A 23,295-nucleotide genomic window follows, 5' to 3' on the forward strand; every position below is an offset into this window, starting at 1 on the left:
CAGGCACTCGCCGGCGAAGAAGTCGAAGATCTGGCCGGCGCGCACCGTCTCGCCGATGCCTTCGGCCAAGGTCTTGCCTTCCTCACGCGACAAGAGCTTTCCGAGTTCGTCCTTGCGCGCAAGGATCTCGTCGGCGGTCTTCCTCAGGATCGCGTGGCGCTCGAGAATACCGGAGCGCGACCAGGCCGGAAACGCCGCCTTCGCAGCCGCGATCGCCAAACGCGCATCCTCGGCTGACGCGCGGGCGTATTCGCCGACCACGTCGTTGGTATCGGACGGGTTGATGTTGGCAACCCCGTCACCGCCGACCCATTCGCCGGCTATCAGGTTCTGGTGCAAAGTCATGGCCTCAGGCCTCCTTCATAGATGCGCATGACCGTCCCTCGCGAACGGTCGCGCTTAGGAGATGTGTCAGAGCTGGCGGATCGCGACCTCTTCGTCAGCTGCGATCGCGAGAGCGTTGCGGAGCGGAAGGCCAAAACCATCGGCCTCGATCTCAAACACGTCACCTTCCTCGGTGCGGATGCCATCACCGAAGGACAGCGTCGCCGTGCCGAACATGTGCACGTGGATGTCGCCCGGCTGGCGGAACAAGCCATACTTGAAATGGTGATGCTCGAGATTGGCAAAGCTGTGCGACATGTTGGCTTCGCCCGACAGGAACGGCTTTTCCCACAGCACCTTGCCACCACGCAGGATACGCGACATGCCGCGAATGTCCTCCGGTGCGACACCGATGCGGATCTCCGGACCGAAGCTCGCCTGGCGCAGCTTCGAATGCGCGAGCCAGAGATAGTTGACCCTCTCGGTCTTGTGGTCGGAGAATTCGTTGGCAACGGCAAAACCGATGCGGAACGGCACGCCCTCGTCGGAGATCACGTAGATGCCGGCCATTTCCGGCTCTTCGCCACCATCCTCGGCAAAGGCGGGCGAAACGAGCGCATCACCCGGCGCCACGGCGGAGGTGCCGTTGCCCTTGTAGAACCATTCCGGCTGCACGCCTGTTTCGCCGGCCTTCGGCTTGCCGCCTTCGAGCCCCATGCGGAACATCTTCATCGAGTCGGTCAGGGTTTCCTCGGCCGCCTCGCTCGTCTTCTTGTGCATGGCGTCGCGGGTTGCGGCGGAGCCGAGATGGGTGAGACCCGTGCCGGTCAGGTGCAGGTGTGCCGGATCCGGATGAGTGATCGGCGGCAGGAAGCGCCCCTCCGCATAGGCCTTTTCGAGGTCGACGGCGGCGCCGAGCCCCTTGGCCTCGATCGTCTGCTTCAGGCTCCATCCGGCATTGGCCGCTTCCACCGCCAGCGCATAGACGCTTGTCGCGCCGTTCACCGCATGCGCCGCCTCACCCGGCAGCCGTACCGCCACCGTGATCGACCCGTCTTCGTTCCTGATCTGCGAAATCAGCACGATGCTATCCTTCCTATCGTCTTGGGTCGCTGTGTTCGCCTCTTCAAGGCAAAAGCGTCCCCGTGGGTGGCTTTCGCCACCCAATTCCGGCGGACCAATCCGCCGATCCTGGCAGCTGTGGCTGCCGGTGAATGTTACTGGTTCGCGTCGGGTCTTATGGCTTTCCGCTCAACCCTTGTTCTTGTTGTAGACATCGAAGAACACGGCAGCGAGCAGCACGAGGCCCTTGATCAACTGCTGGTAATCGATGCCGATGCCCATGATCGACATGCCGTTGTTCATCACGCCCATGATGAAGGCGCCGATGACGGCCCCGATGATCTTGCCTACACCGCCCGACGCCGAGGCACCGCCGATAAAGCAGGCCGCAATGACGTCGAGCTCGAAACCGACGCCGGCCTTCGGCGTTGCCGAATTGAGGCGAGCGGTGATGATCATGCCGGCGAGTGCCGCAAGCACGCCCATGTTGACGAAGGTGTAGAAGGTCAGCCGCTCGGTGTTGATGCCCGAAAGCTTGGTCGCCTTGACGTTGCCGCCCATGGCATAGATGCGGCGACCGATCGTCGAGCGCGTGGTGACGAAGGTATAGAGCGCAATCAGCACGGCCATGGCGATCAGCACGTTCGGCAGGCCGCGATAGGTCGCAAGCTGGAAGCCGATGAACAGCGCCACGGCAGCGATGACAGCCATCTGCACGGCGAAGAAAATGAACGGCTCGTTCTCCGTGCCGTGCTGCTCGTTGATCTTGCGGTCACGAATGCCCGCGTAGATCGCGTAGCCGACGAGCGCGATGACGGCGACGAGCGCCACCATGTTCTGAATGGTCTCGGGCGCCGGATTGAGGAAATAGAGGAAATCCGGAACGAAGCCGGTCGACAGCAGCTGGAATTCCTTCGGGAACGGACCGATCGGGCGGCCGCCGAGCACCACATAGGTGAGCCCGCGGAACACCAGCATGCCGGCCAGCGTCACGATGAAGGATGGGATCTTCTGGTAGGCAACCCAATAGCCCTGGGCCGCCCCCATGACGCCGCCAACGATCAGACAGGCGGGAATGACGATAATGGCGGGCAAGCCCCATTTGACCAGCATGATCGCTGAGATCGCGCCGATGAAGGCGACGATCGAGCCGACCGACAGGTCGATATGCCCGGCAACGATGATCAGCAGCATGCCGAGCGCCATGATGACGATGAAGGAGTTCTGCAGCACCAGGTTGGTGATGTTGACCGGCTTGAACAGCACGCCGTTGGTGACGAACTGGAAGAACAGCATGATCACCACGAGCGCGACGAGCAGGCCGTATTCGCGGATGTTGTTCTTGAGATAGTCCCCGATCGAGGGCTTGTTGTTTTGGGTGCTCGTATCGGCGACCATTAGTGTTTCTCCCCTGAACGCATGATGGCACGCATGATGGATTCCTGGCTCGCTTCCGCCTTCGAAAGCTCCGCGACGATGCGGCCCTCGTTCATGACGTAGATGCGATCGCAGGTTCCAAGCAGCTCCGGCATTTCCGATGAGATCATCAGGATGCCCTTACCCTCGGCGGCAAGCTGGTTGATGATGGTGTAGATCTCATACTTCGCGCCGATATCGATACCGCGTGTCGGCTCGTCGAGAATGAGAACTTCCGGATTGGTGAACAGCCATTTGGACAAGACGACCTTCTGCTGGTTGCCGCCCGAAAGGTTGACCGTTTCCTGATAGATCGAGTGCGAACGGATGCGCAGCTTCGAGCGATAGTCGGAGGCGACCTTCGCTTCCTTGCGATCGTCGATGACGCCGTTCGCGGCCACCGCCTTCAGATTGGAGAGCGTTGTGTTCTCCTTGATGTTGTTGATCAGCACGAGCCCGAGCTGCTTGCGGTCCTCGGTGACATAGGCGAGCCCCGCATCGATCGCACGCGGAATGGTGCTGACGTCGACGGGCTTGCCGCGCATCGTCACGTCGCCGGTGATCTTGTGGCCCCAGGACTTGCCGAAGAGGCTCATCGCCGTTTCGGTGCGCCCTGCCCCCATCAACCCGGCGATGCCGACGACCTCGCCGGCGCGCACGGTGAAATTGACGTCGTGCAGGAACTGCCGGTCGCGGTGCTGCTGGTGGAAGACGTTCCAGTTCTTCACTTCGAGCAGCGTCTCGCCGATCTTCGGTTCGCGCGGCGGATAACGGTCTTCCATGGCGCGGCCGACCATGCCCTTGATGATCCGGTCTTCGCCAATGTCTTCGCTGTGACAGTCGAGCGTTTCGACCGTGCCGCCGTCGCGCAGGATGGTGATCTGGTCGGCGACCTTGCGGATCTCGTTCAGCTTGTGCGAAATGATGATCGAGGTCATGCCCTGGGTGCGAAACTCCATCAGCAGCTTCAAAAGCGCATCGGAATCGGTTTCGTTGAGCGAGGCGGTCGGCTCGTCAAGGATCAACAGCCGCACCTTCTTCGAAAGCGCCTTGGCGATCTCGACCAGTTGCTGCTTGCCGACACCGATGTCGGTGATCAACGTCGCCGGGGATTCGCTCAAGCCAACCTTCTTCAGCAGTTCCTGCGTACGGGCAAAGGTCTGCGGCCAGTGAATCACACCGTTGCTGGCGATCTCGTTGCCGAGGAAGATGTTCTCGGCGATCGACAGCAGCGGCACCAGCGCCAGTTCCTGGTGGATGATGATGATGCCGAGGTCTTCGCTGTCGGAAATCGTCGAGAAGCGGCGGGCTTCGCCGCCATAGTGGATTTCGCCATCATAGGTGCCGGCGGGATAGACGCCGCTCAGCACCTTCATCAGCGTCGACTTGCCGGCGCCGTTTTCGCCGACGAGTGCGTGGATCTCGCCTTCGCGGACCTTGAAGCTGACATTGTCCAGCGCCTTGACGCCCGGGAACGTCTTGGTGATGCCCCGCATTTCAAGAATGATATTGTCCATGTTCAGTCATTCCAGCGGCAGTCTTCAAGAGAGTACCGGCTCCGTCATCTGGATAAAAGGGCCCGCGCGCATGCACGGGCCCTCACGCTCAAAAAGATCAGTTGTTGATCTGGTCTTCGGTGTAGTAGCCCGAGCTGACGAGCACGTCCTTGATGTTGGACTTGTCGACGGCAACCGGCTTCAGCAGGTAGGACGGAACCACCTTGACGCCGTTGTCATAGGTCTTGGTGTCGTTCACTTCCGGCTCCTTGCCTTCCATGATCGCGTTGACCATGCCGACGGTGACCTTGGCGAGTTCGCGCGTGTCCTTGAAGATCGACGAATACTGTTCGCCGGCAAGGATCGACTTGACCGACGGCAGTTCGGCGTCCTGGCCGGTGACGGCAGGCATTGCCATGTCGCCCGAACCGTAGCCGACGCCCTTCAGCGCCGAAATGATGCCGATCGACAGGCCGTCATAGGGCGACAGAACGCCATCGACCTTGGCGTCGGTGTAGTTCGACGACAGCAGGTTTTCCATGCGGGCCTGGGCCACGGCACCGTCCCAACGCAGCGTGCCGACCTGGTCCATGCCCTTCTGGCCGGACTTGACGACGATCTTCTTGCTGTCGATCAGCGGCTGCAGGACCGACATCGCGCCGTCGTAGAAGAAGAAGGCGTTGTTATCGTCCGGCGAACCACCGAACAGCTCGATGTTCTTCGGCTCGGTTGCGCCGTCGAGCTTGAGGCCCTGGACCAGCGACGTGGCCTGCTGCACGCCGACCTGGAAGTTGTCGAAGGTGGCGTAGTAGTCGACATTGCCCGAGTCGCGGATCAGGCGGTCATAGGCGATGACCTTGACGCCGGCGTCGTGGGCCTTCTGCAGGATGTCGGAGAGCGTGGTGCCGTCGATGGCGCCGATGACGAGAACCTTGGCGCCCTTGGTCACCATGTTCTCGATCTGGGCGAGCTGGTTCGGGATGTCGTCGTCAGCAAACTGCAGGTCCGGCGTGTAACCAGCTTCCTTGAACAGCTTCTCCATGGTCTCGCCGTCGGAAATCCAGCGGGTCGACGTCTTCGTCGGCATGGAAATGCCGACCGTGCCCTTGTCCTGCGCAAATGCCGGTGCAGCGAAGGACGCGATCGAAATCGCGGCGGCTGCGAGAAGCGAAGTCATCAATTTCATCAGTTCTCTCCCAAAAAAGTTGAAGCCGGCAGGCGAGAGCCTTTCCGTCTATGCGCAGCAATCCGCCGCCCGAGATCTTCGTCTCCGGCAGCGGATCAAGGTGAAGGAGAGGCCTCCCCGCCTCGCATGCTCCTACATGCGCTGGCACATAAGCAAAAACTGGAATGAAACCATATAACTGTCAAATACAATTTTGCTTTGAATACATACCAAAAGTGATATATCGAGCGCAAACAGTGTGATTTTTGAAAATCCCTGAAAACCAAAGAAAAAAACGCAGAGGTTGAAATGCGCGATCAGAAACCGAGCACCGCCGGCGAACTCTTCGATTCGACGCTTTTCCGCTCGGGCCTGAAGATCAGCCACCTCCGGCTGATTCTCGCGATCGACGATCACCGCCGCATCAGCGCAGCCGCTGACGCCCTCGGCATCTCGCAACCGGCGGCCTCGCGCATGCTCTCGGAAATCGAGACCATGCTGAAGGCGCCGGTCTGCGAACGCGTTGCCCGCGGTGTCCTGTTGACGCCCTATGGCGAAGCGCTGGCGCGACGCGCGCGCAGCATCTTTCTGGAACTCCGGGAGGCATCGCGCGAGATCAACGAGTTGAAGACCGGCAGCGGCGGCTCGGTTTCGCTCGGCTCGGTCACCGGCCCGGCGCTCAATCTCGCCGTGCCCGCCATCCGTCAGGTGATGACCGCCTATCCCGGCATCGAGATCAACGTCCAGATCGAAAACAGCAACGTGCTGGCAAGGGAACTGCTCGCCGCCCGCCACGATTTCATCATCGGCCGCATCCCCGACGACCAGCCGCCGCGGCTCTTCAACATGGTGGAGATCGGCTACGAGGAGGTTTGCCTGATCGTGCGCGACGGCCATCCGCTGCTCGACAAGCCCATGGTCGTCGCCGAGGACTTGCCCTCCTATGACTGGGTATTCCAGCCGCCCGGCACCCTTCTGAGACGCGCGGTCGAAGACAGCTTCGTGGCGGCCGGGGTGAGACTGCCGGCGACCGTGATCAACACCTCCTCGATCATCCTGACGCTGTCGATGGTGCGCAACACCAACGCAATTGCACCTGTGGCACTCGACGTCGCCAACCTGATTGCCGGCAACGGTACGCCGGCCGGCGAAATCCGCATCCTGAAGACCGAAATCCCGATCCGAATCAAACCCTATGGGCTGATCACTGCCGAGGGACGCGCGCTGCCGCCGAGCGCCAAGCTGCTCTACGACCTGATCCTCAAGCAGGGCCGCGCCTGATCAGCCCTGGCATGATCAGTCTGATCAGCCCGGGATAATCTCCGCCTGCCATGGTGCGCCGCGATCGGAGACGTCATGTTTGGAATGTCAGTCTTTCAGTCGGTGCTCGAGCGGCTGAAATCGGAAGAGGATATCGAACCGGCACCGGCTGAAGCGACGCGCGTCGCCACGCCTTACGCCCCGGCATTCGACAACGCCTTTGCTGCCGAAAGCGCCCGCTCGGCTGCCTTCGGCGCCGTCGAGCGGGCCTATCTCGATGCGTCCTTCGTGGAGCCGCCACCTCCACCGGTCATGCCGGACTATCTCAGCCGTACGACCCTTGCCGACGTGGCCGAGGAACTGGCCCTTGTCGACCACGAAACACAAATGACGCTTGCGGCAAAGCGCCGGGCCTTCGCGGCCCTGAACCATCCGGACCGTCTGCCGGCCGCGTTTCGCGCCAATGCCACCGTGCGCATGAAACTCGCCAACATGCTGATCGACGAAGCCGCAAAGCAGATGCGCGCCATCACCCCGGCGCCGTGAACCTCAGCCAGCGTCGCTCCCGTCGCCCTTGCCTTGCCCCTCGTCCCCAGCTTTCTCAACGCCCTTCTCGCTCGGCTTGTAGAAAACCAAGAGAGCCGCCGAGGCATAGGCGGTGACCGCGAGGAAAATCATCCCCCACATCGTTTGCTCGCCCAGGAATTCGACCACTGTCCAGACGCCGCAGAAGCCCACGATCAGCAGACGGATCCACAGTGGGCGGTAGAAGGGATGGTCCGGATCGATGAATTTGAGCATTCTGTCCTCTGGTGGCCTTGTCGCGTGCGTCCCATTTAGGGGAAATTCGTCGCGGACGGCAAGGCCATGGCCTCCGACTCCCTTGACGGGCGCAATAAAAATGGAATAAAAATTCCGAAATAATCTACATCGGCGACTTCATTCTAAATAGGAAGTGGCCGAGTAGAAACGGAGGTATCAAGGGAGAGGTGCTGAGCGCAGCGTTCCAACGCGCGGTCATTCGTGGCAATTCTCCAAACCATTCGCGGAAGCAGCGTTCCGCGGCGCCTTTGCGCGATGAGCGCCGATCATCACGCCCCTTCCCGGTCGCGAACCGGAATTCGAGAGAAACAGAGATGACAGTCAGATTTGGTCTTCTGGGCGCCGGCCGCATCGGCAAGGTTCATGCGAAAGCCGTCAGCGGCAATCCCGACGCTGTGCTTGTTGCCGTCGCCGATGCCTTCCCCGCCGCCGCCGATGCCATCGCCAAGCAGTATGGCTGCGAGGTCCGCACCATAGAAGCGATCGAAGCGGCGAAGGACATCGACGCCGTCGTCATCTGCACGCCGACTGATACCCATGCCGACCTGATCGAACGCTTCGCCCGCGCCGGCAAGGCGATCTTCTGCGAGAAGCCCGTCGATCTCGACGCCGAGCGCGTGAAGGCCTGCCTCAAGGTCGTGAGCGAGACCAAGGCCAAGCTGATGGTCGGCTTCAACCGCCGCTTCGACCCGCATTTCATGGCCGTGAAGAAGGCGATCGACGCCGGCAAGATCGGCGATGTCGAAATGGTGACGATCACCTCGCGCGATCCGGGCGCCCCGCCGGTCGACTATATCAAGCGTTCGGGCGGCATCTTCCGCGACATGACCATCCACGACTTCGACATGGCCCGCTTCCTACTCGGCGAAGAGCCGGTCTCGGTGACGGCAACCGCTGCCGTTCTCGTCGACAAGGCGATCGGCGAAGCCGGCGACTACGACAGCGTTTCGGTCATCCTGCAGACGGCGTCCGGCAAGCAGGCGATCATCTCCAACTCCCGACGCGCCACCTACGGCTACGACCAGCGCATCGAAGTCCACGGCTCGAAGGGCGTGGCTTCCGCCGAGAACCAGCGCCCGGTCTCGATCGAGATCGCCAATGGCGACGGCTACACCCGCCCGCCGCTGCATGATTTCTTCATGACCCGCTATACCGAAGCCTATGCCAACGAGATCGAGAGCTTCATCGCCGCGATCGAAAAGGGTGCGGAAATCACGCCGTCCGGCAAGGATGGTCTCGCGGCTCTCGCGCTTGCCGATGCGGCTGTAAAGTCCGTCGTCGAAAAGCGCCAGATCAGCGTCGCCTGAGCCTTCAACCGACGACCGATCAAGGAGAAAGGCCGGGCGCCATGTGCCCGGCCTTTTTCGTATCCGCACTGCCCGGCCGCGGCCGTTTCAACCGTCGGCGCGCGCTGGCACCTTCTCCCGGCGCGCGGTTTCCTGGCCGGTGCTGGGCGCCGCACCCGGCCGACCGGAGAGAAAGCCCTGTATCTGCAGGCATCCCTCCTCCGCGAGGATTTGTCTTTGCCGTTCGGTTTCGACGCCCTCGGTCACGACCGCGAGCCTAAGGCTGTGGCCAAGCGCGATGATCGCCCGGACGATCGCCTGCGCCGAAGGGTCCTTTTCCAGCGCCGCGGTGAAGCTGCAGTCGATCTTCAGCTTGTCGAAGGGGAACGTCTGAAGGTTGCTCAGCGACGAATGGCCGGTGCCGAAATCGTCCATGACAATCCGCACACCAAGGACCCGTAGCCGCACCAACACTGCCAGCACGTCCTCGCGATTGTGCATCAGCGCCGCCTCGGTGATCTCAAGTTCGAGCCGCCAGGGATTAAGGCCGGTGCGGCGCAGGATGTTCGCAACCTGGTCGAAGAGGTTGGGCAAAAGGAACTGGACCGGCGAAATGTTGACGGAAATCGGCAGGGGCTCGTTCCACTTCGCCGCTTCCGTGCAGGCCCGCTCCAGCACCCATTCGCCGATCTGGATGATCGAGCCGCTCTCCTCGGCAATCGGGATAAAGACATCCGGGCCGATCAACCCGCGCTGCGGATGCTCCCAGCGCAGCAGCGCTTCGTAGCCGATGATCCGGTCGCTCTGGACTTCGACCAGTGGCTGGTATTCGAGGAAGAATTGTCGGCGGAGCACCGCATGGCGCAGGTCGTTTTCGATCTGGCGGCGGGTGCGTACCGCCTCGTCCATCTCCCGGTCGAAGAAGCAGGCGATGCCCTTGCCGCTCTGCTTGGCGCGGTAGAGCGCCGTGTCGGCATTGTTGCGCAACTGATCCGCCGTCTGCCCGTCTGCCGGAAAGATCGCAGCCCCGATGCTGACGCCGACGGCGGTCGGGTCACGATTGGTGTCCATCTCGGCAGCAAACAGCGCCAGGATCCGGTCCGTCAACTGCCGCGCCGCCTCCGGCTCCCTGCCGCCCACCTGGATGATCGCAAACTCGTCGCCGCCGAGCCGGGCGATCGTATCCTGCTCGCCGACGGCTGCGCGCAGGATGTCGGCGACCTTCATCAGGATGCGATCGCCCTCGCCATGGCCGAAGATATCGTTGACCGCCTTGAAGCGGTCGAGGTCGAGGCAGAGGATCGCCAGTTCTTCGTTTCTCGCAGCAGCCGCCGCCAGCGTCTGGCCCAGCCTGCGGTCGAAGAAGGCGCGGTTCGGCAAGTCCGTCAGCGCGTCATGATGGGCGAGATGTTCGATCGTGCGCTCGGCTTCCTTACGCGCCCGCAGGTCACGCACGAAGATCACGTCGCATTCCCGGCCGCGATACTCGATCGTCCGGCACATGAACTCCACGGGAATGGTGCGCCCTTCTGCGTTCAAGAGGTCGATTTCGCCCGGACCGTCGCCGTGTCTGTGGGCGTCCAACCCCTCCTCGCCGAAGACGAAGATGTCTGCCGGGTGCCGTCCGGAAAGCTCCGAAAGCTTGCGACCTGTCAGGCCCGCGAAGCGCTCGTTGGCGTCCACGATTACGCCATCGAAGACGATCGCCATGCCTTCGAGCGATGCATTGGCGAGTCCGCGCAGATCTGTCAGATGCCGGTCGAGGAAGAGCGCGCCGAAGGCGAGCACGATCAATGTGGTCGAAGCGGCAATGACGCCGCCTGCAAGCCAGGCGGGATGCATGGTATCGGCAACGGCGACATTGGCCTCGGGCACCAGCGTGATGCCGCTCATCGAGGTGAAGTGCAGCGCGCAGATGCCGACGACCAGCAGGAGCGACGCGACGACCAGGCGCCGCACGCCGCGCAAGAGCTGAAAGGCGTAGAGCGCGGCACCGGCCAGCACCGTCCCGGCGAGTACGGCGGAGACGGTGAATTGGGGATCGTAGGCAATATGTCCCTGGATCTCGATTGCCCGCATGCCGGTAAAGTGCATCGCCGCAATGCCGGCGCCGAGCAGCAGGCCACCGCAGGTCATCGAGAGATGCGAGCGCCCGCCAAGACCGATCGCAAAGGCCATCCAGGACGCTGCGATCGCCACGGCCACCGACAGGAGCGTGCCCCAGGCGCCATAGGCAACGGGAACGCCGCCGTCATAGGCGAGCATGGCGATGAAATGGGTGGACCAGACGCCGATACCGCAGGCAAAACCGCTGGCCGCGATCCACAAACCGCGTTGGCTGCCTTCGCTTCGTTGCGCGCGCAACAGGAGCAGCATCGTCGCGACGCTGCCTGCCAGGCAGACGATCGAGGCAACCAGGATGAGGCGCCAGTCATGATCGTCGCGTATGCATGCAATCACTGAAAACATAATCGTCTCCCGCGTCAGGGTCACCTTGACAAGGAGTCGCTAAATAACTGTAAATTGTATCACTGGAATTGTTCGCCTTCGGTACAACCCCAAAAATGGTTGCCCGAAAATTCGCCTCAACCGTGCATCGCCGATCCGCCGACGCTGGCGATGTCGCCATCGATCACACCCAGCGCCCGCGCCAGGTGCCCCTCGAAAACCAGGCGCTGTTCGTCGGCAACGACCGTGATTTCCGGCGGCCCCTGAAGACGGATCTGCATCGATTGGGCAAGCCCCTCCTCGATCCCGGGCAGCATCAGATCGAAGTATCGGATGCCGGGTCCGGTGACATGGACCGGCATGCGCTCGTAGAGGCTCAACATGCGCGAGATGCCGTTGCCGAGCGCGATGCCGGCCTGGCGAAAGGCATAGCCGGCCATGCGGTGGCCCTGTCGTGCGCTGGCGGCAATCTTGTCGAGCTCCGTCACCGGAACGAACTTGGCGGGGATCGTGTCTGCCGGCACTTCGAACGCCGCGCGCAGGATGCCGTAGAACCCGGCCGCCGCCTCGATGCAGCCATAGGCGCCGCAGCGGCAAAGGCCCGCGGACGGCGCGTGCAGCATGTGGCCGAAATTCGGCGCGCTGACATCCATATCGCCGCTCTGGCTCTTGCGGGCAACACCAAGGCCGATGCTGTGGCCGAGCGAGATCGCCGCAAGCGCCCTAAAGCCGCTCTCCGGCTTACGCTCTGCCTGGGCGGCGAGGGCCTGCGCGACCAGAAGGGTTTCGTTGCTGAGCATGACCTTCGCCCGCCAGTCCGGCGCGAGCAGCGCGGCGAAATCCAGCTCCTCCCGCCCGAACACCGGCGACCACAAGAGCCGCGCGGACGCGCCGTCGACCAGGCCCTTGCTGCTGATAGAGACGGCCAGTACCTGGTTCCGCTCCAGTCTCGACCGCTGCAACAGGCGCTCGAGCGCATCGACGAATGCCCGGGCGAAAGGGGCCGTACCGCGCTCGTCGTGATTTCGGGTTTCGTCGAAGCGGTCGAGCAACGTGCCGCCGTAGTCGACCAGCGAATATTGCACGATGTCGGACGAGATCCGAACGACGATCAGATGACCGTGATCGCGGCGTGGCGTGAACAGCACCCGCGGCCGCCCGCGCCCGCCCTGGACCTGCTGCTCTGCCTTGGCGAGCGCACCAGCTTTTTCCAGTTCCGCCGTGATCGCCGAAACGGTCGCGGAGGCAAGCCCGGTCTCGGCAGAGATTTCCGTATGGGAGAGATTGCCGGCGCGCCTGAGCGCCGCAAGGACCAGCGCGCTGTTTTGCTGACGCACGAGCTCAGTGCTGGACTTGGTCAGCATGAGACGTCCCTGTCAGTGGCGGATCCTTCGAACACATGCCCCTCCCAAAGCATCTGTTGAACGGCAAGACAAGGAGCAGAACGCCTTGTCGACAGCCTTGTGGCACCGATTTTCAGGGCGGTCGAGAAACATCGGACGCGACCGCTCGCGGAGCACCTTGTTGATGCCGCAACCAAGCTTTCGCACCGTGTTGACAGCCTCAAAAATCCATGACATTCATTTTCTCGACTGTCGAGAAAATAATTCCGCACAATGTAGCGGCACGATCTACGACAGCGTCTTAAGGCTGGCGGAGGATGGTGCGGGAGGTTCGCACGCTTGGCCGGCCCTCACTCGGGAGGATGAAATGAAAACCGTTTTGAAGCTGATGGCAGGGGTTGCCGTCATCGTTTCCCTGCATTCCGTTGCCCAGGCGAAGGACCTGGTCGTCGGCGTATCCTGGTCCAACTTCCAGGAAGAGCGCTGGAAAACCGACGAAGCCGCCATCAAGGCAGCCCTCGAAGCCTCGGGCGACAAGTACATCTCCGCTGACGCCCAGTCGTCCGCCGCCAAGCAGCTGACCGACATCGAGTCGCTGATCGCTCAGGGCGCCAACGCACTGATCGTACTTGCCCAGGACAGCGACGCCATCGGCCCGGCGATCGAAAAGGCCGCTGCCGAAGGCATTCCGGTCGTCGGCTATGACCGCCTGATCGAAAACCCGGCCGCCTTCTACATCACCTTCGACAACAAGGAAGTGGGCCGCATGCAGGCCCGCGAAGTGTTCAAGGTCAAGCCGGAAGGCAACTATGTCTTCATCAAGGGCTCGTCCTCCGACCCGAACGCCGACTTCCTCTTCTCCGGACAGATGGAAGTGCTGAAGGAAGCCGTCGACGCCGGCAAGATCAAGAATGTCGGCGAAGCCTATACCGACGGCTGGAAGCCTGAAAACGCCCAGAAGAACATGGAGCAGTTCCTGACCGCCAACGACAACAAGGTCGATGCGGTCGTCGCTTCCAACGACGGCACCGCGGGCGGTGCGGTCGCAGCCCTCGACGCCCAGGGCCTGGCCGGCTCCGTTCCGGTCTCCGGGCAGGACGCCGACAAGGCGGCCCTGAACCGTGTTGCTCTCGGCACGCAGACCGTCTCGGTCTGGAAAGACAGCCGTGAACTCGGCAAGCGCGCCGCAGAAGTCGCCGTCGAACTTGCCGGCGGCAAGAAGATGGAAGAAGTCTCTGGCGTCACCACCTTCAACGGCGGCCCGAAGGGCGTGGCCATGCAGTCGGTCTTCCTGGCTCCCCTGCCGATCACCAAGGACAACCTGAACGTCGTCATCGACGCGGGCTGGATCTCCAAGGCTGAAGCCTGCCAGGGCGTCAAGGGCGACGTCGCGGCCTGCAAATAAGCCGCACCAGCAGAACTGAGCGCTGACAAAAGACAAGCGCCGCAACGCAACCCGTTGCGGCGCTTGCGCAAGGTGCGGACGCGGCGGACAATACCGCTACCGCGACCGCACAATCAGCACGAAGGCTCGGTTTCTGCCGTCGTACCGGACTTGTCGCGTCCACTTGGGGCTCTTGGTGCCACTGACGCGATGACATCAACAACATAAGTGGGGGGAAGGCACGTCCATGGCCGACATCACACAAGGCAACACAAAGGGCGCACAGACAAATCGCGCCCGTACAGCGGACGAGAACCCGGTAAAACGTTTCTTCCGCGCCACCGAGATCGACACCCGGCTGCTCGGCATGGTCGGCGCGCTCATCATCATCTGGGTCGGCTTCCAGATCATGACCGGCGGGCTGTTCCTGACGCCGCGCAACCTGTGGAACCTGACGGTTCAGACCTCCTCCGTCGCCGTGATGGCGACCGGCATGGTGCTGATCATCGTCACCCGCAACATCGACCTCTCCGTCGGCTCCGTGCTCGGCTTCTGCGGCATGGTCATGGGGGTCATGCAGGCGAAGTTCCTGCCGCAATATCTCGGCCTCGAACACCCGGCCATCTGGATCATCACCCTTCTGAGCGGCATCGCCGTCGGTGCCGCCATCGGCGCGCTGCAGGGCTCGATCGTCGCCTTCCTCAACGTGCCCGCCTTCATCGTCACGCTGGGCGGCCTGCTCGTCTGGCGCGGCGCCACCTGGTTCGTCACCAGCGGCCAGACGGTCGCGCCGATGAACGCCACCTTCCGCCTGATGGGCGGCGGCACTGAAGGCTCGATCGGCGCAACGGCAAGCTGGATCGTCGGCATCCTTGCCTGCATCGCCATCGTCGCCGCCATCCTCAATTCGCGCAAGCAGCGCAAGCGCTTCCGCTTCCCGCTCCGTCCGATCTGGGCGGAGTACTTCCTGGCGATCCTCGGCTGTATCCTGGTTCTCGGCGCGATCGCCGTTGCCAACAGCTACTACTGGCCGACCAACATCGCCCGCAAATATGCCGACGCCAACGGCATCGCCTGGCCGGACGGCGGTCTGCTGATCTCGCACGGCATTGCCATTCCGGTGCTGATGGCGATCGCCGTCGGCATCGTCATGACCTTCATTGCCACCCGCCTGCGTTTCGGCCGCTACGTCTTTGCGCTCGGCGGCAACCCGGAAGCGGCCGAACTCGCCGGCATCAAGACCCGCTGGGTTACCGTCAAGATCTTCACGCTGATGGGCATCCTCTGCGCCATCGCCGCGGCGATCTCGACCGCCCGCCTCAATGCGGCAACCAACGCGCAAGGCGAACTCGACGAGCTCTACACGATTGCTGCAGCAGTCATCGGCGGCACCTCGCTTGCCGGCGGCGTCGGCACGATCGCCGGCGCCATGATCGGCGCGCTCGTCATGCAATCCCTACAGTCGGGCATGGTGCTCTTGGGGATCGACAGTCCGTTCCAGCGCATCGTCGTCGGCGTAGTCCTCGTCGTCGCCGTCTGGCTCGACACCGTCTACCGCGCCCGCGCCAAGTAAGGAGTACGATCCATGAAAGACCAACGCACTCCGCTTGTGGAAATGAAGAACATTTCCATCTCCTTCGGCGGCATTCACGCCGTAGACAACGCCTCCGTCGACCTCTACCCCGGAGAGGTCGTGGCACTGCTCGGCCACAACGGTGCCGGCAAGTCGACGCTGATCAAGATCCTCTCGGGCGCCTACAAGCGCGATGCCGGCGAGATCCTGATCAATGGCGAGGCCGCCGACATCAACAACCCGCGCGACGCCAAGAAATACGGCATCGAGACGATCTACCAGACGCTCGCCGTCGCCGACAATGTCGACGCCGCCGCCAACCTCTATCTCGGCCGTGAGCTGCGCACCCCCTGGGGCACGCTCGACGACGTGGCGATGGAGGCCAAGGCCCGCGAAGTCATGGGGCGCCTCAACCCCAACTTCCAGCGCTTCAAGGAGCCGGTGAAGGCGCTTTCGGGCGGCCAGCGGCAATCGGTGGCGATCGCGCGCGCGATCCTCTTCGACGCCCGCATCCTGATCATGGACGAGCCGACGGCAGCCCTTGGGCCGCAGGAAACCGCCCAGGTCGGCGATCTCATCAAGCAGCTGAAGCGCGAAGGCATCGGCATCTTCCTGATCAGCCACGACATCCACGACGTCTTCGACCTCGCCGACCGCGTGTCGGTCATGAAGAATGGCCAGGTCGTCGGCCAGGCCCGCACCGAGGACGTCACCAAGGACGAGGTGCTCGGCATGATCATCATGGGCAAGGTGCCGCCAAAGGCGATCCCCGGCCCAGGCGCCATGCAGGTGGCGTAAGCCCAGCGTCGCACAAGACCACCCTCTCAATGACGCCGCGCCCCCCGGGCGCGGCGTTTCTATTTGCCCGATGGGGCTCGCCCCGCAGCACGGGCCGGCTCTGTGCCGCGCCCTTCCCCCGCGCTGCCGGCGCGAAAGATCAGCGTCCGGCTCAGCGCATAGTTCACCGAAAAGACCAGGAGCAGCGCCAGCGCCTGGGCAATGACATAGTGCATGACGGCCGATAGCAGCGTGAAGGCGACCGCGTTTATTCCGGCGCCGAAGGTCGACACCGCCAAGAACTTCGGCAACGCCTTCAGGTGCGGTTCGTCGGATCGGAAGGTGAAACGCCGCTGCAGGAAATAGTTGACGACGACGGCAAAGTAGAAAGCGATGGTGGACGCATAGACCGGTTCGAGCCGCGCCGTCTCGACCAGGACGGCGAGCGTAGCCACCTGCAGGCTCGCCGCGATGCAGCCGCAGGCGAAATAGCGAACAAAGCTCATATCCAGAAGGCGTCTCATCCGGTGCCTTTCGCATCGAGCGACATCCAGCGGCTGGCGCATAGATGGTCGCCGCCTGGTCGAAAACAACGTTTTAGTAGCTTTTGCTTATAAGAGCAGCTAGAAATACAGGCAGTAAAGAGCAGACAACCGTATTCATCAAAGCAGCGCCAGGCTCCTTTCGAGGGGCCGGCTTGATAACGGGGCTCGGCCATGTCGCAGCACTTTCAACAGGCCATCCTGGCGCTCGGCGAGGCGATTGCCCATGAACGCGGCGCTACAGATGACAGCCGGGGCGCCCTGGGCGTACGTGCGGCAGAGTTTCTGCTGAAAGTTCATCGTCAGATGCCCGACTATCTGCGCCCGCCCTTCCATAGTCTCGTGCTTCTTTTCAATGCCTGGCCGCTGCTGCGCAGAGGCAAGTTCTTTCATCAGCTTTCGCTCGACGACCGACTGGCCGAACTCGACAAATGGCGGCAATCCCGCCTCGAGTTCCGGCGGCGCTTCGTCGAGTTCCATATGTCATTGGCATTATTCTGTATTTACTCAGACCTTTACGGCCAGGATTACCAGCATGAACCTGCAACCGGAGCACCTGCTAGCCCCTGAGAGGCTTGCCCCCGACATCATCGTCATCGGCTCCGGCCCGGGCGGTGCGGTGACCGCCACCCGTTGCGCGGAGGCGGGCAAGTCCGTGCTGATGATCGAGGAAGGTCCGCATCTGGCGCTCGAGTCTGCGCCGCATTTCTCCCGCGAGGAAATCCTTCAGAAGTACCGCAACGCCGGCATCAACATCGGCTTCGGCGCGACGAAGATCGCCTATGTCGAGGGCTGCTGCGTCGGCGGCGGCAGCGAGATCAACCGCGGCCTCTACCACCGCACGCCGCAAGCGGTGCTCGACCGCTGGCGCCGCGACTATCGGGTCGATGCCCTGACGCTCGAAGAACTGACCCCGCATTTCGACGCCTGCGAGGCAGTAGCCCGGGTCGAATACCTGCCTGGCCCTGCGCCGCAGCTGTCGACACGGCTCGATGAGGGTGCGCAGCGGCTCGGATGGTCTTCCCTCGAAGTGCCGCGCCTCTTTGCCTACGCCGCCGCCGGGGCCGGCGGATCTCCGGGCCGCAAGCAATCGATGTCGGCAACCTTCGTGCCGCGCTTCCTCGACGCCGGCGGTATGCTGCTTGCCGATACCTGCGCGACCAAGCTTACCCATGCGAACGGGCAGTGGACGGTGCATGCGCGCAGCAAGGGACCGGCGGGCACGCGCCAGATCGAACTGAAGGCCAAAACCGTCTTCGTTGCCGGCGGCGCGGTGCAGACCCCGTGGCTGCTACGCCGCTCAGGCATCACGCGCCATGTCGGCGACAGCTTGCGCTTCCATCCGATGCTGAAGGTGGTGGCAGTCTTTCCCGACGAACTCAATACCCCTGGCGAACTCGAACCGGTCCACCAGATCAAGGAATTCGACCCGCGCTTCAGCATGGGCTGCTCGATGAGCAAACGGCCGGCGCTGGCGCTGGCCATGGCGGCGCACCCGGAGATGATCGATGCGGTCGATCGGGACTGGCGGCGCATGGCGATCTACTACGTGCAGAGCACCGGCGGATCCGGCAAGGTGAGATCCCTGCCCGGCTTTCGCGATCCCCTGGTGCGCGTCGGCCTTCAACCGTCGGACCTGAAGGAACTGGCCGTCGGCCTTGCACGCCTCGCCGAAGTGCTCTTTGCCGCCGGTGCCCTTGCAGTCTATCCGAGCATTCCGGGCTATCCGGTGCTGAAATCGCTGGCCGATATCGCCAAGCTTCCCGAAACGCTTCCTCCCAAGCAGGCAAACGCCACTGCGCTTCACCTCTTCTCCTCCTGCCCGATGGGCGAGGACGCCGAGAAATGCGCTGCGAGTTCGTTCGGGCGCGTGCATGGCGCCAGCAATCTCTACATCGCCGACGCTTCGCTTCTGTGCGGGCCGACGGTCGTCAATCCACAAGGGACAGTGATGGCCGTCGCGCATCGCAACATCACACGCGCGCTCGAGGATCGGGCGATCTGATCAGAAAACTTCCGCAGACAGGGGCTGGAGGGACATATGCGACATCTCATCACCGGCGGATCGGGCTTCATCGGCAACCTCGCAGCTCGACGGTTGCGCGAACACGGCGACGAGGTGCGGGTGCTCGACCTCTGGGAGGATCGCTCCCGCCCGGCGGATATCGAGTTCGTCAATTGCTCCGTGCTCGACCGCGACGGCGTGCGCGCCGCCATGCGCGACGTCGACGTCGTCCACCACAATGCGGCGCTGGTGGCGCAGACCGATGCGGGGCGCGACTACTGGAACGTCAACGTCGAGGGGACCCGTATCGTCTGCGAGGAAGCCGCAAGAGCGGGCGTCCGGTCGCTGATCCATGTCAGTTCGACCGCCGCCTACGGCATTCCGCCTTCCGGCCCGATCACGGCGACAACCCCGCTTCGCCCGGTGGAGCCCTATGGAAAATCGAAGCGCGCCGGCGAAGAAGTGGCCGAGGCCATCTGCACGGCCGCCGATATGACCCTGATCACCATCCGGCCCCGCGCCACCCTTGGCGGCGGCCGGCTCGGCATCTTCCAGATCCTCTTTGAATGGATCAGCGAAAACCGCGCCGTCTATGTCATCGGATCCGGCAACATCAAGTTCCAGTTCGTCCACGCCCATGATCTCATGGATTTCTACATGCTGGCGCTCAAGGCCGGTCGGAGCGGCACCTACAATGTCGGCACCGACAGCTTCGGCACGCTGCGCCATGACCTGGAGGCCCTGATCCGCTATGCCGGCAGCACATCGAAAGTCCGGAGCCTTCCGACCTCCGCTACCATCAACACGCTGCGGGCGCTGCATTGGCTGAGGGTCTCGCCGCTGGTGCCCTGGCACTACCTCACCTACCACAAGGAATGCTACTTCGACGTCGAGCCCCTGCTTGCCATGGGCTGGCGGCCGAAATACTCCAACGAAGCCATGCTGCAGGAGAGCTACGACTGGTATCGCCAAAGCGCGAAGCTCGCGTCCGCCGTCACCGCAAAGAGCCCGCACCGCGCGCCGCTCAAGCAGGGCGCGCTCTGGCTGCTCAAGATGATATCGTAAGCGAGCGGGGCGCCGGAGCCGGCGCGCCCATCGGCTGCGGCTCCGTCACTGGCCAAAAGATTTCGTCGTCATAGCCGCGGAACGTATCGACGCCGGCAATTGGGCTTGCGCTGCGAATCAGGGCGCGCATGCCGTGGCTCTGCGCCACCGCCCAGTCGCGCTCCACCCGGTCGCCAATCATGATCGCCTGCTCCGCCGGCACCTGCGCACGATTGAGCACATGGGCAAGACCGGCCGGATGCGGCTTCAAAGCGCCGACTTCGGGATCCATGGCGGAGACGACGATGCTGGCGCCAAGGCCAAGCGCCTTCAGTTTCTCCGACGCCGGATAGTCGGACAAAACCGCAATCGTCTTTCCCTGAACCGCAAGGCCGGCAAACACCCGCTCGACGCCGCGGCACCGGCAAGCCGGAAGGAGATCGAGCGGACGCCGTTCGATCCATTCCTCGACCGTCTTCCGGACGCTCTCCGGCGACTGCCCGCACCGCTCCGCAGTCAGTTCGTATTGCCGGGCTGCCACATCGGTCGCCAACGCATCGCCCAGTTCCTCGCGGCAGTCGCGAAAGGCGCGCAGGACGCGGATGGTGCCAAGGCTGCACCTGCGCGCCGCGTCAGCAACAAGCCGCAGCAGCATCCGCGCCCGCAGCCGCCGCTGGTCGTAGAGCGTGCCGTCGAGATCGAACACCACGAGACGCACCCGATCCCAATCCACCGGTCCATTTGGCAAGGCCCCGTTCGGCAGCGTCGAACCGGTCATTGCAGCGACGATATCGGCACGAGGAACGAAGCGGCCAGGAAGTCCAGCACCGGCACGTTGACGAAGCTCGCGAACAGGAAGACGACGATGGTCAAGGTCAGCATGACGTCCAGCCGCCGGGAGTGAAACAGCCTTTCCGGCCGTTGCACCACCGATCCGGGGCGCGTGGCAAGCCAGAGATAGACGGCGAAGAGGCCGCTGATGAACGGAAAGACGAGGATGTATTCCACCCGGTATTTCACCAGGAAAACGCCAAGCAGAAACGCCGTCATCATCGCGTAGACGAAGCAGGAAACGGTGAGGCTCTCCTCGGTGTAGTATTCGAATGACCGCCTATATTTCTTCAGGACGGCGACCCCCGCATTCGCGGCGATGTCGCGATACTCCCCGAGCCGCTTGGCCGCCATCAGGAAGGCGCCGGCCATCCAGTAGGCCGCAAGCACGCTGACCGGCGGCAAGGTCACCTGATCGACGATGGCCCAGCCGAGCAGGAAGCGGATCGGATTGTTGAGGCATTCCGTCAGCACATCGAGATAGGGCTTGTCCTTCGCCCGGATGGGCTCGACGTTGTAGAGGATGCCGGACAGCAGGAAGAGCAGCGACGTGGCGAAGAACAGCTTGCCGACGACCGACGCAAGCAGCAGTCCGATGACGGCAAGCAGCAGATACTCGCCGTAGACGATGCGCGGCTGCATCTCAACGACGACGGCGCGACGCTGCGATTTGGTCGGATGGGCCGCGTCGCGTTCCCGGTCGAGCCACTCGTTTATGACGTAATTGGCCGATGCGATCGAGACGGCGCTCAGAAGCCCCACGGGAATATTGATGACGAGAGCGGCCGGATCAGGCTCGCTGAGGGCACAGGCAAGGATCAGCCCAGGCAGGATGAAGACGTGCTTGGTGACATGGTCGAACCGGGCCAGCGACAGGTAGTCGCTTGCCCTCCCCCGCGGTTGGGGCCCCAACGCCTCGATAGGCGTCGTCTCTTCCGGGTTTGCTGGCATGTCCCTCTCCTTGTCTAGAGACCACGCGCCTGAGTCGGGACGCCTACGGCGCGCCGGTACTTGCCGTCTGGTAGATGCGACCGTCCCTCTCGGAGCGCACGAGCTTCAGCTTGGCGAGTTTGACGAGCTCTTTCTCCGTTACCAGGTAGAACCGCCAGTCGATCGCATCGACGAAGACGACATAGGCATTCTTCTGCGCCATATCCTCGCGAAACCGCTCTAGCTGTACGTCGAGCGAACCCGCGTCACTCTCAAGGCCGGTTCGCCTTTCGCTGTGGGAGGGGATCCAGTCCGTCGAGCGGCGCGTCAGGAAATTGAGCGGGTCGCACGCATTGGTGAAGATGACCGCATCTGCCGGCAACGCCCTGACTGCGCGCACGATCGGCGACGACTTCCAGGCCGTGCTCTGAAACCCCACCCCGTCACGGAAGGCCTCCGCCGTCTGGGCGGTGCTGCGCAGTCCGTGGATGGCGAGAAGGCAGAGCAGGATCAGCGCAAGCGAACGCCGGACGACAGGTGCTGCATCGACGCGACCGCAATAGTCCGCCGCCGCAATTACCAGAACGAAGATGATGGCGACATAGAAGGGAAGCGAGTAGCGCGAATTAAGCTGCAGGTTCGCCTCCACATGCACGGCGAGCACGACGAACAGCAGATAGAAATATCCAAACAGGCCGAAGATGAGGGTCATCAGATCGTGGTCGTCCGGCTGGCGTTCGGGCCAGTTTCGCTTCAGCGTCTGCACCAGAACAACCGTCGCCGCGACAAGCGCGAGAAGCAGCACCGGGATGCGGATCACCTGCGGCACCTGGCTCGGCAGGAGAAAGCTCGCCAGAAGCGACAGCCCGCCTAGCCAGCGATCGGCATCGGCATTGCCATAGAACCAGAGCGCGCGGCCAACCGACCGGCCGACAAGCAGCTTGCTGACGATCACCCAGGCGAGAAAGATACCGGCGCTACCAGCGAACAGGAGGACGACGTCGAGGAGCCTTTGGCGAAGGGATCGCGCCGAATTGTAGAAGAGCGCGATTGTGGCAAAGGCCGCCCCGACCGGAGGCGCCACGAAGCGAGCGAGCATGGCAAGCCCGACGCAGGCAGACGAGGCAAGCAAGGGCCCCCGCCCTTCACCGCGCATATAGCGAATGAAGAAACGGATGGCGAGAAATGTCAGCGCAAGGAACAGCGCCTCCGACATCGCTATCGTGCTCGTCCAGAGGAATGTCGGATTGACGATGATCAAAAGCGTTCCGACGGTCACGAAGAACGGTTGATCCGGTAGCGCCGTCCTGAACAGCGAAAAGACGAGCCAGGTATTGAGTAGATAAAGCAGAAAGGCGATGCCGAGCGCGACATGCTCAAGCGCAAACCCAAGGGATCCCCCGGCACCCAGCATCCACGCGTAAAGCGGCGCGTCATAGGGCGTGCTGACGATCTGCATGTAACGCGTCGAATCCGGTAGGATGCCGATACCGTTCCAGGTGTTCAGCACGAAAAGCACGGCCGCGAGAGCAACAAGAAACATCAACGCGGGATCGGAGCGCAGCCTCTCCAACGCCGGTTCGCCGG

21 protein-coding genes are annotated in these 23,295 nt (G+C 62.9%); 9 read left to right on the forward strand and 12 right to left on the reverse strand.

Features of this window, described 5'->3' with window-relative positions:
• The 5 genes from ASD01_RS14315 to chvE all read right to left on the reverse strand — a co-directional run.
• Positions 1 to 345: aldehyde dehydrogenase family protein (locus tag ASD01_RS14315; protein WP_156623652.1), on the reverse strand; the 345-nt coding region annotated here is incomplete at its 3' end.
• Between the two features lie 66 nt (positions 346 to 411).
• Entirely contained in the window at positions 412 to 1,407 is a 996-nt protein-coding gene (gene araD1, locus ASD01_RS14320; protein WP_034793883.1) for an AraD1 family protein, read from the reverse strand.
• A gap of 168 nt (positions 1,408 to 1,575) precedes the next feature.
• Positions 1,576 to 2,784, reverse strand: coding sequence for a multiple monosaccharide ABC transporter permease (gene mmsB / locus ASD01_RS14325; protein WP_034793886.1), 1,209 nt, complete (start codon positions 2,782 to 2,784; stop codon positions 1,576 to 1,578).
• Positions 2,784 to 4,319: a multiple monosaccharide ABC transporter ATP-binding protein gene (gene mmsA / locus ASD01_RS14330; RefSeq protein ID WP_034793889.1), complete on the reverse strand. Its 1,536-nt coding sequence runs from the start codon at positions 4,317 to 4,319 to the stop codon at positions 2,784 to 2,786. The genes mmsB and mmsA overlap by 1 nt, the downstream gene beginning before the upstream one ends.
• A gap of 97 nt (positions 4,320 to 4,416) precedes the next feature.
• Positions 4,417 to 5,484 carry a multiple monosaccharide ABC transporter substrate-binding protein gene (gene chvE, locus ASD01_RS14335; protein ID WP_034793892.1) on the reverse strand — a complete coding sequence of 356 codons (1,068 nt, stop codon included), beginning with the start codon at positions 5,482 to 5,484 and terminating at the stop codon, positions 4,417 to 4,419.
• 288 nt (positions 5,485 to 5,772) lie between these two features.
• Here chvE and ASD01_RS14340 point away from each other — a divergent pair, with 288 nt between their 5' ends.
• Complete coding sequence (locus ASD01_RS14340) at positions 5,773 to 6,744, forward strand: LysR family transcriptional regulator (RefSeq protein WP_034793895.1); 972 nt, start codon at positions 5,773 to 5,775, stop codon at positions 6,742 to 6,744.
• A 75-nt stretch (positions 6,745 to 6,819) separates the two neighbouring features.
• Positions 6,820 to 7,269: a hypothetical protein gene (locus tag ASD01_RS14345; protein WP_034793909.1), complete on the forward strand. Its 450-nt coding sequence runs from the start codon at positions 6,820 to 6,822 to the stop codon at positions 7,267 to 7,269.
• A gap of 3 nt (positions 7,270 to 7,272) precedes the next feature.
• Here the strand turns inward: ASD01_RS14345 and ASD01_RS14350 are convergent, their stop codons facing one another.
• Complete coding sequence (locus ASD01_RS14350; RefSeq protein ID WP_034793912.1) at positions 7,273 to 7,524, reverse strand: hypothetical protein; 252 nt, start codon at positions 7,522 to 7,524, stop codon at positions 7,273 to 7,275.
• Between the two features lie 335 nt (positions 7,525 to 7,859).
• Between ASD01_RS14350 and iolG the strand changes: the two genes are divergently transcribed.
• Entirely contained in the window at positions 7,860 to 8,852 is a 993-nt protein-coding gene (iolG, locus tag ASD01_RS14355; protein ID WP_034793914.1) for an inositol 2-dehydrogenase, read from the forward strand.
• 87 nt (positions 8,853 to 8,939) lie between these two features.
• Here the strand turns inward: iolG and ASD01_RS14360 are convergent, their stop codons facing one another.
• Both ASD01_RS14360 and ASD01_RS14365 read right to left on the reverse strand, forming a co-directional pair.
• On the reverse strand, positions 8,940 to 11,300 hold the full coding sequence (locus ASD01_RS14360) for a bifunctional diguanylate cyclase/phosphodiesterase (RefSeq protein WP_051659297.1): 2,361 nt from the start codon (positions 11,298 to 11,300) through the stop codon (positions 8,940 to 8,942).
• Positions 11,301 to 11,416: 116 nt separating this feature from the next.
• The gene (locus tag ASD01_RS14365) at positions 11,417 to 12,643 is read right to left on the reverse strand and encodes an ROK family transcriptional regulator (RefSeq protein ID WP_034793917.1); all 1,227 of its coding nucleotides are present in this window, start codon (positions 12,641 to 12,643) and stop codon (positions 11,417 to 11,419) included.
• A gap of 346 nt (positions 12,644 to 12,989) precedes the next feature.
• Between ASD01_RS14365 and xylF the strand changes: the two genes are divergently transcribed.
• The 3 genes from xylF to ASD01_RS14380 all read left to right on the forward strand — a co-directional run bounded on the left by xylF (position 12,990) and on the right by ASD01_RS14380 (position 16,377).
• Positions 12,990 to 14,027 carry a D-xylose ABC transporter substrate-binding protein gene (xylF, locus tag ASD01_RS14370; protein ID WP_034793921.1) on the forward strand — a complete coding sequence of 346 codons (1,038 nt, stop codon included), beginning with the start codon at positions 12,990 to 12,992 and terminating at the stop codon, positions 14,025 to 14,027.
• A 226-nt stretch (positions 14,028 to 14,253) separates the two neighbouring features.
• Positions 14,254 to 15,579 carry a sugar ABC transporter permease gene (locus tag ASD01_RS14375; protein ID WP_034793924.1) on the forward strand — a complete coding sequence of 442 codons (1,326 nt, stop codon included), beginning with the start codon at positions 14,254 to 14,256 and terminating at the stop codon, positions 15,577 to 15,579.
• 12 nt (positions 15,580 to 15,591) lie between these two features.
• The gene (locus ASD01_RS14380; RefSeq protein WP_034793927.1) at positions 15,592 to 16,377 is read left to right on the forward strand and encodes an ATP-binding cassette domain-containing protein; all 786 of its coding nucleotides are present in this window, start codon (positions 15,592 to 15,594) and stop codon (positions 16,375 to 16,377) included.
• Positions 16,378 to 16,436: 59 nt separating this feature from the next.
• Here the strand turns inward: ASD01_RS14380 and ASD01_RS14385 are convergent, their stop codons facing one another.
• Entirely contained in the window at positions 16,437 to 16,880 is a 444-nt protein-coding gene (locus ASD01_RS14385; protein ID WP_051659298.1) for a GtrA family protein, read from the reverse strand.
• A 192-nt stretch (positions 16,881 to 17,072) separates the two neighbouring features.
• Between ASD01_RS14385 and ASD01_RS35590 the strand changes: the two genes are divergently transcribed.
• Genes ASD01_RS35590 through ASD01_RS14400 form a run of 3 tightly spaced genes read left to right on the forward strand, consistent with a single transcriptional unit; the run spans position 17,073 to position 19,968 of the window.
• Entirely contained in the window at positions 17,073 to 17,468 is a 396-nt protein-coding gene (locus ASD01_RS35590) for a hypothetical protein (protein WP_060605073.1), read from the forward strand.
• Positions 17,434 to 18,903: a GMC family oxidoreductase N-terminal domain-containing protein gene (locus ASD01_RS14395; protein ID WP_060518857.1), complete on the forward strand. Its 1,470-nt coding sequence runs from the start codon at positions 17,434 to 17,436 to the stop codon at positions 18,901 to 18,903. The genes ASD01_RS35590 and ASD01_RS14395 overlap by 35 nt, the downstream gene beginning before the upstream one ends.
• Before the next feature lie 36 nt (positions 18,904 to 18,939).
• A complete protein-coding gene (locus tag ASD01_RS14400; RefSeq protein ID WP_034793933.1) occupies positions 18,940 to 19,968 on the forward strand; it encodes an NAD-dependent epimerase/dehydratase family protein in 1,029 nt (342 codons plus the stop codon).
• On the opposite strand, the gene ASD01_RS14405 is transcribed toward ASD01_RS14400, so the two are convergent.
• From ASD01_RS14405 to ASD01_RS14415, 3 genes are read right to left on the reverse strand one after another with little or no spacing between them, the layout of a single operon-like run.
• Positions 19,952 to 20,725: an HAD family hydrolase gene (locus ASD01_RS14405; protein ID WP_051659299.1), complete on the reverse strand. Its 774-nt coding sequence runs from the start codon at positions 20,723 to 20,725 to the stop codon at positions 19,952 to 19,954. The two genes, ASD01_RS14400 and ASD01_RS14405, sit on opposite strands and share 17 nt — an antisense overlap.
• A complete protein-coding gene (locus ASD01_RS14410; RefSeq protein WP_051659300.1) occupies positions 20,722 to 21,729 on the reverse strand; it encodes a UbiA family prenyltransferase in 1,008 nt (335 codons plus the stop codon). The genes ASD01_RS14405 and ASD01_RS14410 overlap by 4 nt, the downstream gene beginning before the upstream one ends.
• Before the next feature lie 43 nt (positions 21,730 to 21,772).
• Positions 21,773 to 23,251, reverse strand: coding sequence for an ArnT family glycosyltransferase (locus tag ASD01_RS14415; protein WP_134886360.1), 1,479 nt, complete (start codon positions 23,249 to 23,251; stop codon positions 21,773 to 21,775).
• Positions 23,252 to 23,295 lie beyond the last annotated feature (44 nt).

Origin of the sequence: Ensifer sp. Root423 (assembly GCF_001426275.1) — a bacterium.
Taxonomy (GTDB): domain Bacteria; phylum Pseudomonadota; class Alphaproteobacteria; order Rhizobiales; family Rhizobiaceae; genus Ensifer; species Ensifer adhaerens.